The following is a 12,754-nucleotide window of genomic DNA, read 5'->3' as shown; positions in this document are numbered from 1 at the left end:
CACAATGAATCGACAGCCTCAAAATGGCGGTTAGAGAGTGCGGATAGCGAGACTTCGGCGCTGTAACCGCCAAAATGGCGGTTAGAGAGGGCGAGCAGCGAGACTCAGGCGCTGTAACCTCCAAAATGGAGGTTAGAGAGGACGAGCGGCGAGACTCCGGTTACAGAGGGGCGCATACGAGGCGGAGGCGCCACGGAGGTAAGGTTCATTTTCCACATGAAAAGGAGAGATCGGCGATGAGCGGAACGTTAAGCGGGGAAAAGGTGCGGGGCGGCAGCTTCATCATCGAGGACATCGGCTGCGAGCGGATCGTCACGCCCGAGGACTTCACCGAGGAGCAGCGCATGATCGCGCAGACGACGGAGGACTTCGTCCAGACGGAGATCGCGCCGCACGACGAGGAGATCGAGAAGCTGAATTACGAGCTGACCGTGGAGAAGCTGCGCAAAGCCGGGGAGATCGGCCTGCTCGGGGCGGACGTCCCGGAAGCGTACGGCGGCCTCGGCCTCGACAAGGTGAGCACGACGCTCATCACCGAGAAGCTGACACAGGCGTCGTCGTTCGCCCTGTCGGTGGGAGCGCACGTCGGCATCGGCACGCTGCCTATCGTCTACTTCGGCAACGAGCAGCAGAAGCGCAAGTACCTCCCGGCCCTCGCGTCCGGGGAGAAGCTGGCGGCGTACTGCCTGACCGAGCCGTCCTCCGGCTCCGACGCGCTCGGAGCTCGCACGACGGCTGTCCTGTCCGAGGACGGCAGCCACTACGTGCTGAACGGCACGAAGCAGTTCATCACGAACGCGGGCTTCGCGGACGTCTTCATCGTGTACGCGAAGGTGAACGGCACCGACTTCAGCACGTTCATCGTCGAGCGGACGATGCCGGGCGTCAGCGTCGGGCCGGAGGAGAAGAAGATGGGCATCAAGGGCTCGTCCACCTGCCCGCTCATCCTGGAGGACGTCCGCGTGCCGGCGGAGAACCTGCTCTGGGAAGTCGGCAAGGGCCATCTCATCGCCTTCAACATCCTCAACATCGGCCGCTTCAAGCTGGCCGCGGGGGCGGTCGGCGCCTCCAAGGACGCCATCGAGCTGGCGGCGCGTTACGCGAACGAACGCGTCCAGTTCGGCCGCCCGATCTCGTCCTTCCCGCTCATCGGCAAGAAGCTCGCGGAGATGAACGTCCGCACGTTCGCGCTGGAGAGCATGGTGTACCGGACGGCCGGGCTGTTCGACGAGGGGCTCGCCGACGTGGGCCAAGGAGGAGGCGCGGACAACGCCGGCCTGCAGGCCGCCAAGGCGATCGCGGAATACCAGCTCGAATGCTCGATCAACAAGGTGTTCGGCTCGGAGACGCTGGACTTCGTCGTCGACGAAGGCGTCCAGATCCATGGAGGCTACGGCTTTATCCAGGAATACAAGATCGAGCGCATGTACCGGGATTCGCGGATCAACCGGATTTTCGAAGGGACGAACGAGATCAACCGCATGCTTATTCCGGGCACGCTCGTGAAGCGGGCGCTTAAGGGCGAGCTGCCTCTCATGCAGAAGGCGATGGGGCTGCAGGCCGAGCTGATGGAGCTTCAATCGGCGGGGCAATGGTTCGAGGGCGTTCTGGAGCAGGAAGCGCATATGCTGAACATGACGAAGAAGATCTTCCTGTTCGTCGGCGCGCAAGCCGTGCAGAAGTACCAGACGAAGCTGGAGCAGGAGCAAGAGGTTCTGAGCCATCTGGCGGACATCATGATCTCGGCCTTCGCGATGGAGAGCGCCCTGCTGCGCGCCCGCAAGCGGATCGCGAAGAACGGGGAGGACAAGGAACGGCACGCGATCGCCATGGCGACCGTGTTCGTCCACGAGGAGTTCGGCCGCATCGAGGCGTGGGCGAAGGAGGCGCTCGCGGCGATGGAATCCGGCGACACGCTCCGCACCCAGCTGTCCGTCCTGAAGAAGCTGACCCGCCGGACCCAAGCGAACGTGCTGGGCCTGAAGCGCGAGATCGCCGCCCGGGTGATCGAAGCCGAGAGATACGTCGTGTGACCGACGGAGAGGGAGAGAAGCGTCAAGCGACAGGCTTTTCTGCAACCCACTTTGCGTAAATGAGGTGTCGGCGATGCCGGACAGACCTTGGTTACAGGAGTATCCTGCAGAAGTTCCGCCTACGTGCGCGTACCCGAACCGGAACGTGGCCCACTTCCTGACCGATTCCGCCTTGAAGCATCCGAAGGGGATCGCCCTCGACTTCCTGGGCAAGCGAATCTCCTACCGGTCGCTGCTGGCCGCCGCGAGACGCTTCGCGAACGTCCTGCCGAAGCTCGGCATTCGGCGGGGCGACCGCGTCGCCATCATGCTGCCGAATTGCCCGCAGGCGGTCATCGCGTATTACGGCTCCCTGATGGCGGGGGCGGTCGTCGTCATGACGAACCCGCTCTACATGCCGCGGGAGCTGGAGCATCAGATGAAGGACTCGGGAGCGAGGCTGATCGTCGCCCTGGACCAGCTTCTCGGGCGGGTCCGCGAAGCGATGGAGAAGTCTTCCCTTGAGAAAATCATCGTAACTTCGATACAGGACTACCTTCCTTTCCCCAAAAACGTCCTGTTCGCCCTGAAGCAGAAGAAGGACGGCAAGGCGGTCCGGATCGTCTACGACGACAAGGTGCTCTCGTTCCGCAAGCTGCTGAAGGAGGCGCCCGACGACCCGACGGACATGGAGGTCGACGCCGAGAACGACCTGGCGCTCATCCAGTACACGGGAGGAACGACCGGGCTGGCCAAGGGCGTCATGCTGACCCACCGCAACCTGATCGCCAACACGGTGCAAAGCCGGGCCTGGTGCTACAAGACCGAGGAGGCGAAGGAACGGTATTTGGCTGCTTTGCCTTTTTTCCACGTGTTCGGGCTGACGTGCTTGCTCCATCTGGGCATCTATACGGCGGGCACCCTGCTGCTCGTGCCCCGGTTCGAGGTCAATCAAGTGTTGAGAACGATCCGCAGGAAGAGGGCGACCGTCTTCCCGGGAGCGCCGACGATGTACATCGCCATCATCAACCACCCGAAGGTCGGGGACTACGATCTCTCCTCGATCAACTACTGCATCAGCGGGGCGGCTCCGCTGCCCCAACACGTGCAGACGAGGTTCGAGGAGCTGACGGGCGGGCGGCTCATCGAGGGCTACGGGCTGACGGAAGCGTCTCCGGTGACGCACGCGAACAATATCTGGGGACGGCGCAAAAACGGAACCATCGGCATCCCGTTCCCCGACACGGACGCGAAGATCGTCGTCCCCGAGACGTTCGAGGACGCGGCTCCCGGCGAGATCGGCGAGCTGGCGGTGAAGGGCCCGCAGGTGATGCGGGGGTACTGGAACCGCCCGGGCGAGACGGAACGGGTGCTGCGGGACGGGTGGCTGCTGACCGGCGACTTGGGGCGGATGGACGAAGAGGGCTACTTCGCCATTCTGGACCGGCGCAAGGACCTGATTCTGGCCGGGGGCTACAACGTGTACCCGAGGGAAGTGGAGGAGGTGCTGTTCGAGCACCCGGACGTGGAGGAGGCGGCCGTCGCCGGCGTCGTCGATCCGTATCGGGGCGAGACGGTCAAGGCTTATATCGTGCTGAAGCCGGGGGCGGCCGCCGGGGAGGCGGAGCTGAAGGCTTGGTGCAAGGAGAAGCTGGCGGCGTACAAGGTTCCGAAAATCTACGAGTTCCGGGAAGCGCTTCCGAAGACGATGGCGGGCAAGGTGCTGCGGCGCAAGCTGATCGAAGAAGACGACGGACGGCCGATGAGCTCGTAACGGGAAGGAAGGCTCGTCGGCAGCGACAGGGAGGCGAGGCGGCCGCATGGATATCGGGAATCCGGCCGAAGAGTTGGAGAAGCAATTCGAGAGATGGCAGAAGCAAGGGGAATCGACGTTCTGGGGGCTGCTCGGCTGCGAATTCGCGGGCTGGGACGGGAAGACGGTGACCGTCGCGCTCGACATCAAGCCGCAGCTGCTCAATCTGATCGGCATTCTGCATGGCGGCGTGCACGCGACGCTCATCGATTCCGCGATGGGGCTCGTCGTTATGATCTTGAGGCCGCGGGAGAACGTCGTGACGACGAATCTGAACTTGAACTACGTCGCGCCGGCGAGCGAAGGACGCATTCTCGTGACGGCGGAGCTGCTGCACGCGACGCGCAAGTCGATGAACGCGCAGGCGTTCGTGCGGACGGAAGGCGGCGAGCTGCTCGCCTTCGGGACGGGAACGTTCCGGGTGATGGACCGGAAGCCGGAATCGCCATAAGGAAGAGAGCCGCTCTTGACGGGGGCGGCTCTCGTTTTTACTTGGGTGGAATCGTATCGCCTCCGATTGGAGGGGATGCCCATGAAATATTCGTTGCAGGAAGCCGTTATGCGGGGGATGACCTTGCTTGCGCTGCCGACATCCTTGAAACGAAAAGAACCCGCCCAGGTTAGCGCAACAAGGATGCGACAGAAAAAGAGATTCTCCAACGCGAAAAATCGTGTTATGCTAAACATACTTATTAAACGCGTTTAAAAAGTGTCGAGGCATCGAAAGAAGGAGAGGGTCCGCAGGTGTTCGAGACGGAAGGCGGCGCGGCGAACCCGCAGGCGATGCGGCTGGCGATGCTGAAGGCGGTCCGGCTGAAGCTGCTGCGGCTCGGCAGCGCCACGAAGGCGGAGCTGAGCCGCAGCGCCGGCATCAGCTTCCCGACGGTCGGCAAGCTGCTCGACCGGATGGTGAAGGACGGGGAGGCGAAGGTCGTCGGGCTCGACGAATCCAGCGGCGGGAGAAGGGCGCTTCGCTACGCGATGAATCCGGAGCACGTGCTCGGCCTCGCCGTGTTCCTCGAGCGCGACGAGACGGTGTTCGCGGTGTTCGACTGCCTGGGAGACGTCAAGGAGCGGGGGCGGCGGGCGAGCGTGCTGGACGAAGGCCCGGACGCGCTGGCCGAACTCGTTCGGGAGATCGTTCGGGCTTATCCGAAGATCGGGGCGACGGCGATCGGCGTGCCCGGGGCCGTGAACGGAGGGCGCGCGTTCCATATCCCGGACTACGGGAAGTTCCGGGACTTCGATCTGGCCGCGTATTTCGAAGAGCGCCTGTCGATGCCGGCGGTCGTCGAGAACGACATGAACGCGGCCGTCATCGGCTATCGCGACCGGAGCGGGGGGACGGCCGGCCCGCCGGTCGTCTACCTGTACCTCGGCAAGAACGGTCCCGGCGCGGGTCTTCTCGTGAACGGGGACGTCGTTCGGGGCAGCACCTTTTTCTCCGGGGAGGTCAGCTTCGTTCCCTTGGACCGGGACCGAAGCTTCGAGCGGGCGCTGGACGAAGAAGGAGGGCCGGGCCGCGGGCGAGACCCGCTGCCGCCGGGGGCCGTGGAGGCGATCGCCCGGCTGGTCGCTTCGCTGGCGGCGATTCTGAACCCGGGGGAAGTCGTCTTCAACCGGGAGGAAGCGAGCGGAGAGACGCTCGCCGCGATCGCCGCGAAGGGCGCGGAGTACGTGCCGGCGGAGCACCTTCCGCGGCTCGTCGCCAGCGATTGGACGCAGGACTATCTTCTTGGACTCCAGCGGCTCGCGCTGGATCTTCTGATGGCGAAGGAACATTAGGGAGGAAGCATACGGTTGGTCAAAAATGTGAAGTCAAACTACGTCATTCTGTTGTTCGTCGTCTTCGGCGGGTTCCTCGTCTTCGGCTTCTCCGAGAACGTGAAGGGCCCCGCCATCCCGCGGATGCAGGCCGACTTCGGCTTGAACGAGGCGCAGCTCGGCGTCCTGCTCGCGCTTAATTCGCTCGGCTATCTGGTCGCATGCTCGTTCACGTCCGCCTTGTCGGCAAGGATCGGCGTCAAGGCGACGGGCATTCTCGCGTTCGGGTCGATGGCGGTCTCCGGCGTGCTCATGTACGTATCCGCCAACTACGCGGCGCTGTCGGCCTCTTATTTTCTTATGTATATCGGCAACGGGATGCTCGAGATCGGCCTCGCGATCATGGCCGCCCGCATCTTCACCAAGAACACGGGGACGATGATGAATCTCGCCCACTTCTTCTATGGGCTCAGCTCGACGGTAGCTCCGCTGATCGCGGCTTCCATGATGGGGTGGCATATGGGGGGAGGAGGAGAGCTCGGCTGGCGCGGGATGTATCTGATCATGCTCAGCTTGTCGCTGCTGCCGATCATCCCGTCGCTGCTCGGGAAGTTCCCGGGCGAAGTCCACGCGAAGGAGGACCGGGTGTCGCTGCGCGTGCTCTCCCGCGATCCGATCGCCTGGCTCATCGTGGCGATTCTGTCGTTCGGCGTCGTCTCCGAGCTCGCCGTCGGCAGCTGGCTGGTCAACTTCCTGGAGAAGGCGTACGGTTGGTCGTCGACCGACGCTTCCGGCATGCTGTCCGTATTCTTCCTCTTCTTCATGCTGGCGCGGCTGTTCCTCGGACCGGTCACGGATAAGATCGGGTACACGCTGTCCGTGATGATCTTCTCGGCCTTCTCCGGCCTGTGCAGCCTGGCGGCGATCGCGATCGGCGAGCCGGCCGCCGTCCTGTTCGCCGTGGCGGGCGTCGGCATCTCGCCGATCTACCCGACGGTCATGGCGATGATCGCGAAGCGTTATCCGAAGGGGACGGACACCGCGATCACGTTCACCGTGACGCTGATGGGCATCGCCAGCTTCGTCGGGAACCTCGTCATCGGCTATATCATCGACTTCGTCCGCCGGATCGTCGCGGGCCAAGGCGGCGGGGACAGCCAGATCGTCGGCCTGCAGGCCGGCTACGTGTTCATCGCCGCGATGGCTCTGCTGTGCTCGGCTTGCTGCGTGCTGCTCTACGTTATTCTGCGCAGGCGGGGCGAGGTCATCTAAGGGACAAAAAAAGACGCTTGCCTTGGATCGGCAAGCGTCTGGGCGCGGATGACGCATCGGCTCGGCTTATTGGGAGGCTCCCACGGCCGATTTGGCTTCATCCGGAAGAACGATTTCCTTGATCTCGTTGAACTTGGAATAGTCGATCGCGATCTTCTGGTCGACGGCCATCTGCTGTCCGGAGAACTCCATGTCGAAGTTCATGTTGATGTCCGCGGAGATCGGGAGATACGTCTGTTTATCGATGGTGAAGGCGTAGTCGACCTTGTGAATCTTGAAGTCGGGGTTCTCCGACGCCAGGTTCTGCAGGTTCTCGAGCGCTTTCTGACGGACGAACTCGTTGAACTTCTCGCCGGACGCGTCCAGCTTGACGATGTAGGCCTTATCCGTCTCCTCCAGCTTCAGGTCGCCGGCGTACGGCTTCAGCCCTTCCATCTCCTTGGAAGGATTGATGTCGTCCTGGTTCATGCCCGCGAGCGCGGCGTCGGTTTGCTCCTGCGGAAGCTTCATCCAAGTGCCGGACGAGGGATCCTTCATGATCATGCCGTCCTTCGTGTAATACATCTCCACGTTCTGCGCGACGCCGTTCGAGGTAATATTGGTCAGTTGCTTGAAGGACAGAGGGCTGTTCACGAGATCCATGTCCATCGAGATGTCGTTCGTGATCGTCTCCGCGTTCGCCGGCGTCATCTTTTGGCTGATTTTGGACGACAAGTTATAGCTGTTGATCGGCTTCAAGGCCTCGATCGTCTTGTCGAATACTTCGGCTGCCGACAGCTTCGAGTTCTCCGCGCTCGGGGCCGAAGCGGACGGGGATGCCGGCGCGGAAGCCGACGGGGATGCGGATACGGACGCGGACGGCGAAGCCGATGGGGATTCCGCGGGCTTGTTGTCGTTCTTGCCGCAGGCCGCAAGCATCGTAACGGCCAGCAGGGCTGCGATTCCAATAGCGTAGCGTTTCGTTCTCAAGTAACTCTCTCCTCTAGGTTGAATTCGACGATTGCCTGTCTCTCTATCAATCGCCTTCGCGAGACTAGCCGGCCGCATCCGAAGCCTGAATCGGATCGAATGTTGCCAACGAGAGGGAATTATAGCACGGGGAATGGAAAAAAGGATTCAATTTTAGGAACAATTTAGGAGAACCGGTACGAAGGAACGAGATGTCGCGGGAAGAATGAGACCTTGCGGTCCGCCTTGGGTACCATTCGGGCCTCGTAAGTCCCGAATCGCAAGCTCCCGTCCGCATCGTACCCCCTGCTTCCGGCATGGCCGAATAAGCGGCTAAACCTGTCCTGCCGGGGGGCGCTGGACCTGCCAGCGTGACAACAAGCGGAAAAAACCGTCTTGTCGGGCCGGGTTTGGCTTGCAAGGGCAGCAACAAGCGGAAAAAACCGTCCGTTGAGCTGCGTTGGGCTCGTACGGGCACTAACAAGCGGAAAAAACCGTCTTGTCGGGCTGAGCTAGACCTGCAAGGGCAGCAACAAGCGGAAAAAACCGTCTTGTTGAGCTGCGCGGGGATCATTCGGGCAGTAACAAGCGGAAAAATCCGTCTTGTGGAACTGCAACATCCTCCGTCCGCCGTTCGGGGGTTAATGTAATGGAAGGCGAAGGGGAGGCCCGGGAACATATTGAAGTGTTAGAGCCTCGATGAACAAGCAGAAGTACCTCAGTGGCTGAGACAAACTGGCGGAAATCCGGGGGATCGAGGAAAAGTGACTCAATGGCTGAGGTAAATTAGTGGAAACCCGGAGAACGAGCAAAAGTACTTCAGTGGCTGAGACAAATTGGCGGATAACCGGGGAATGAGCAAAAGTGACTCAATGGCTGAGGTAAACTAGTGGAAACCCGGAAAACGAGCAAACAAATTGGCGGAAAACGAAGGCCTTAACGCCCTCTTCGGGGGACGTTAAGGCCTTTCTCGTCCGGAGCGGGGGTCAGCGGGCGGCGAACCGGTCGATCGCTTCCAGCGGCAGGTGATCCGTGATCTTCTCGCCGTAATGGGCGACTTGAACGATTCCGTCCTCGTCGATCAGGAACTCGGCCGGAATCCGGTTGAAGTTGGAGCCTTCTTCCGTCGTCAAGGCGAACCCTTCGCGTGCCGCTTCGGCCACGTACGCCTGCGTTCCCGGATCGGCGATCGTCGCCTGCGTCTTCTCTTCGGACACTTCGACTCCGTACAGTCCGTAGAGCTCCGCCTGCGGGTCGGAGACGATCGGGAACGGCGCCTCCTGCCGGCCGACGTACCGCGACACGCTCTCGTCCGCGGATTCGAACACCGCGATCACTTCAAGCCCTTGCGCCCGCCATTCGTCGAAGCGGCGGATAAATTGACGCACCCGCAGATTGCACAACGCGCAGGCGGCGTTGCGGAAGAACGCGAGCAATACCTTGCGGCCCCGCAGATCGGACAATCGGAGCGGATTCCCGTCCATATCCGGGAACGTAAAGTCGGGAGCGGGGCTGCCGTTGGACAAATAATCGGTCATGATGGGGTCGACCTCCAAGTATGGGCTATTCGGCCGCGCCTTCTCGCGACGGCTGATTCTACCTTACCAAGGGAGGCCGGCTTCATCTGTGACCGAGTCACCGACGAGCGATTCCAGCGCGTCCCGCCGAAGGACCCGGACCCATCCCCGCCGCGTCGATACCCAACCTTGCCGCTGCATGCGGCCCAGCGCCCGGCTGACGACTTCGCGAGCCGTCGCGAGCTCGGCGGCCAGCTGCCGGTGGGTGATCCGGGCGGCCGGTTCCCGCTCGGACGTATGGCGAAGGAGCGTCTCGGCGAGCCGCGATTCGATCGGCAGCGACAGCTTGCCGGCCAGGAGGCTGCCTACCCGGATGAAGCCGTCCAGCAGATTGCCGAACACCGCGGTGCGGATCGCGTCGTATTGACCGATCCAGCGAAGGAATGAGCCCTTCGCGACGAAGAGGGCCGTCGCTTCGGAATCCGCGATCATGGCGCCGGGATATTCGCGATCGCTAAGTCCGCTGAGCACCATAAGCGAGCAGATGTCGCCGGGCGACAAACGGGCCGTCACCGCTTCGCGGCCGCCGTCGGTCACCGTGGAGATGCTGACCGTCCCCTCCAGCAGGAAAACCGCGAACTTGGAAGAGTCCTCCCCGCGGAACAAGGACGAACCGGCCGGGAACGACTTGAGCCGGGGCTGGGCGGAAGTCCACTCGTCCGCCGGAAGCGAGCCGAAGAAAGGAAACGCGGCGGTCAGGGCTTCGAGGGAAACGCGGGCATCGCGGCCGGAATGGTCTTGGCGCAAGTTCTGTCGCATGTCCTGTTGCCTGTCTTGTTCCATGTTCTGCTGCGCGTTCTGTCGCGTGTTCGGCTGCATATCATCGTCCCCCGTTCTCGCGGGGCCGCCCGCCCGGACCGGCCGATGCGGCCCATTCCTCCAGCAGGCTCTCGCTGCTCATCTCGAGCTTCATCGGGTAGAGCTCGACCTTGTCCGCGGCCCTGGCCTTCAGCTCATCGAATACGGCGCCGGATGCGTATACCTTGTCCGCATTGGCGAGGCAGCTCTCCAGCCGCTCGCCTTCGTCCAAGCCGACGCTCTCCGCCCGGATATGGGCGATGCCGGCGTCCCGGACCCGCCCGGCCATCCATTCGCCCCCGGCGCGGCCCAGGCAGACGAACCCGACGCTCGAGCCGGCTTCGAGCCGGGCGATGTCGAGAAGCGCGGCGGCTTCGACGGTCGCGCCGATGACCAGCACCTTCCGGTCGTAGCGTCCGAACAGCTCCTTCGTCTCCTCCGCATGGTTAAGCGTCGTCACGACGAGGTCCGTCTGGGCCAGCAGGTCGGCGATCCGGCCGCTGTCCGCAGGCAGATCCTCCAGGAAAACGGTGCGGACGTCGCCGCCCATAACCCGCTCGATCTCCCTTCGGTAGAAGGGATGGTCGTGCTGCCGGCACTCGACGAAGAGGAGGCGAACCCGCGAGGAGGCGCCCGTATCGCGAAGCAGAATGTAGGCCAGCCCCGCCGTGAAGAAAGCCGTCGGATCGATCCCCATTCGTTCGGCCTCTTCGACGGTCTTCTCCGCCAGCCGGCTCATCGGCTCCCGGTCCGACCGCAGCCGGTCGATCTTGGCTCCGCTCCGGACTTCGGTTCCCCGGCCCTTGTGCATGTCGAGGAGCCCCTCGTCCCGCAATTGGGTATACACGAGGTTGACCGTGTTCCGGTTGATGCCGAGCGAGTCGGCCAGCTGATTCGCCGAAGGCAGCCGGTCTCCCGGCTGGATCCGGCCGGTTCCGATCAGCCACTTCAATTGCTCCTTGATCTGGGCGTTGACGCTGAACGTCAGGTGAGGATCGACCTGGAGAATCAGTTCGTCGGACTCCATTCGGACACCCCATTTGCATAGTGAACTATTTATTATCTATTCTACATCGGGGAGAACGGTTGACCAACCCTTTCTTTTATCTCGAAGCATAGCCGCTGCAAATCCTCGTTGACAACCGAACGCAGCCATTTTAACATAATAACTGGTTAACTAGGTAATTATACATATATCCTGGAGGGGATTTCGATGGCGACCTTAAGCAAGGCGATCATGGCGTACGTGGGGAAAATGAAAGGGCAAGGCCGAAGCCCCTTGAAGATCGCTCCGGCTAACGCGTGGATGGGATTCGCCGGCGGGTTCGTGGCGATCGGGCTTCTGGGGCTCTTGACGGAATGGTCGTCCGAGGCGTGGATCATGGCCCCGTTCGGAGCCAGCTGCGTTCTCGCGTTCGGATTGTGGGACGCCCCGCTGTCGCAGCCCCGCAACATCGTCGGAGGGCACGTCGTGTCCGCGATCGTCGGGCTGGCGGTCTATCATCTTCTGGGCGGAGGGCCGGTCTGCATGGCGCTCGCCGTCGGCCTGGCGATCGCGGCGATGATTCTGACCAAGACGACGCATCCTCCCGCCGGAGCGAATCCGCTCGTCGTCATGATGGCGGGCAGCGATTGGTCCTTCCTGCTGGCCCCGGTGCTGCTGGGGGCGGCTTCCATCGCCGCGCTCGCCCTGATCGTCAACAACCTGAACCGGAAGCGGCGATATCCGACTTTCTGGTTTTGAGCGATCGTTCCGGCATGGCCTCGACGAATCTGTTAAAATGGAAGCAATTCCGACAAGCGGATAAGGAGACCAGCCATGAAATTCGGGTTCGACATCGACGATACTTTGATTCAATTGAGGGAGCACGCCTTCCGGCTGTACAACGCGAAGCTGAACCGGAACGTGGAGATCGAGCGATTCAACGAGCTGACGACCGTTCCGATCCACGAGCTGTTCGGCTTGACGGCCGAAGAGGGCGGGCGGATGTGGAACAGTCTGCGGGACGAGATTTACTATACGGATTGCCCGCCGTTCCCGAGCGCGGTGGAGGCGCTTCAGGAGCTGGTGCGCCAAGGGCACGAGGTGTACTACATCACCGCGAGAGCTCCCGAGCATTGCGAGCGGACGCGGGAGTGGATCGAGAAGGCGGGCTTCCCGGTCGAGGAAGGGCGCTTCTACTGCGGGATGGGCGACGCCGAGAAGGTCCATATTATCCGGAAGCTGGGGCTCGATTATTACTTCGACGACAAGCCGGCGGTGCTCGATACGCTCTCGGACTTGTCGCTGCAGGTGTACGTGAGGGACAACTCCTACAACCGGCATCTGGACATTCCGCGGATCACGTCTTGGGACGAGCTGCTGGAGATCGTGAAGAACCATCCGGCGGAGGGATGACGCTCCTCCGCGACTTGCCAATCGGGATCGCCTTGCGGCGTCCGGCGGTATCGCCGGCTTGGCCGCCGGGCGATTTTTTGCTGGGTGCCCGGACGGGGCGCGCCCGCCGGGGAGACCCGATTATTTTGCAAGTCGGAATCAGAGGATAATGAATTTTAAGCGCTCTCTCGTC

At 62.3% G+C, this 12,754-nt stretch carries 11 protein-coding genes; 7 read left to right on the top strand and 4 right to left on the bottom strand.

The features are described from left to right. The first annotated feature begins 236 nt into the window (after nucleotides 1-236). From H7B90_RS30870 to H7B90_RS30850, 5 genes are all read left to right on the top strand, one after another. Complete coding sequence (locus H7B90_RS30870; RefSeq protein WP_185139748.1) at nucleotides 237-2,033, top strand: acyl-CoA dehydrogenase FadE; 1,797 nt, start codon at nucleotides 237-239, stop codon at nucleotides 2,031-2,033. Between the two features lie 73 nt (nucleotides 2,034-2,106). Beyond that, nucleotides 2,107-3,786 (top strand): long-chain-fatty-acid--CoA ligase, encoded by a 1,680-nt coding sequence (locus H7B90_RS30865; protein WP_185139747.1) that lies wholly within the window; start codon nucleotides 2,107-2,109, stop codon nucleotides 3,784-3,786. A 46-nt stretch (nucleotides 3,787-3,832) separates the two neighbouring features. Then, the gene (locus H7B90_RS30860; RefSeq protein WP_185139746.1) at nucleotides 3,833-4,276 is read left to right on the top strand and encodes a PaaI family thioesterase; all 444 of its coding nucleotides are present in this window, start codon (nucleotides 3,833-3,835) and stop codon (nucleotides 4,274-4,276) included. A 293-nt stretch (nucleotides 4,277-4,569) separates the two neighbouring features. Further along, nucleotides 4,570-5,610 (top strand): ROK family protein, encoded by a 1,041-nt coding sequence (locus tag H7B90_RS30855; protein ID WP_311772845.1) that lies wholly within the window; start codon nucleotides 4,570-4,572, stop codon nucleotides 5,608-5,610. A gap of 15 nt (nucleotides 5,611-5,625) precedes the next feature. Next, nucleotides 5,626-6,861 (top strand): MFS transporter, encoded by a 1,236-nt coding sequence (locus tag H7B90_RS30850; RefSeq protein ID WP_185139745.1) that lies wholly within the window; start codon nucleotides 5,626-5,628, stop codon nucleotides 6,859-6,861. 66 nt (nucleotides 6,862-6,927) lie between these two features. Here H7B90_RS30850 and H7B90_RS30845 read toward each other — a convergent pair whose 3' ends face one another. The 4 genes from H7B90_RS30845 to H7B90_RS30830 all read right to left on the bottom strand — a co-directional run bounded on the left by H7B90_RS30845 (nucleotide 6,928) and on the right by H7B90_RS30830 (nucleotide 11,211). Beyond that, nucleotides 6,928-7,830 carry a DUF6612 family protein gene (locus H7B90_RS30845; protein ID WP_185139744.1) on the bottom strand — a complete coding sequence of 301 codons (903 nt, stop codon included), beginning with the start codon at nucleotides 7,828-7,830 and terminating at the stop codon, nucleotides 6,928-6,930. Nucleotides 7,831-8,795: 965 nt separating this feature from the next. Beyond that, a complete protein-coding gene (locus H7B90_RS30840) occupies nucleotides 8,796-9,347 on the bottom strand; it encodes a peroxiredoxin family protein (protein ID WP_185139743.1) in 552 nt (183 codons plus the stop codon). 63 nt (nucleotides 9,348-9,410) lie between these two features. Then, entirely contained in the window at nucleotides 9,411-10,205 is a 795-nt protein-coding gene (locus H7B90_RS30835) for a Crp/Fnr family transcriptional regulator (protein ID WP_185139742.1), read from the bottom strand. 1 nt (nucleotide 10,206) lies between these two features. Beyond that, nucleotides 10,207-11,211, bottom strand: coding sequence for a GntR family transcriptional regulator (locus H7B90_RS30830; protein WP_185139741.1), 1,005 nt, complete (start codon nucleotides 11,209-11,211; stop codon nucleotides 10,207-10,209). 186 nt (nucleotides 11,212-11,397) lie between these two features. Here H7B90_RS30830 and H7B90_RS30825 point away from each other — a divergent pair, with 186 nt between their 5' ends. Together H7B90_RS30825 and H7B90_RS30820 are read left to right on the top strand one after the other, a co-directional pair. After that, nucleotides 11,398-11,928: an HPP family protein gene (locus H7B90_RS30825; protein ID WP_185139740.1), complete on the top strand. Its 531-nt coding sequence runs from the start codon at nucleotides 11,398-11,400 to the stop codon at nucleotides 11,926-11,928. Nucleotides 11,929-12,003: 75 nt separating this feature from the next. Then, nucleotides 12,004-12,582: a 5' nucleotidase, NT5C type gene (locus H7B90_RS30820; protein ID WP_185139739.1), complete on the top strand. Its 579-nt coding sequence runs from the start codon at nucleotides 12,004-12,006 to the stop codon at nucleotides 12,580-12,582. The last annotated feature ends 172 nt before the right edge of the window (nucleotides 12,583-12,754 follow it).

It is taken from the genome of Cohnella xylanilytica, assembly GCF_014212175.1.
GTDB classification, from domain to species: domain Bacteria; phylum Bacillota; class Bacilli; order Paenibacillales; family Paenibacillaceae; genus Cohnella; species Cohnella xylanilytica.
This window is presented reverse-complemented; position numbering and strand designations above follow the sequence as displayed.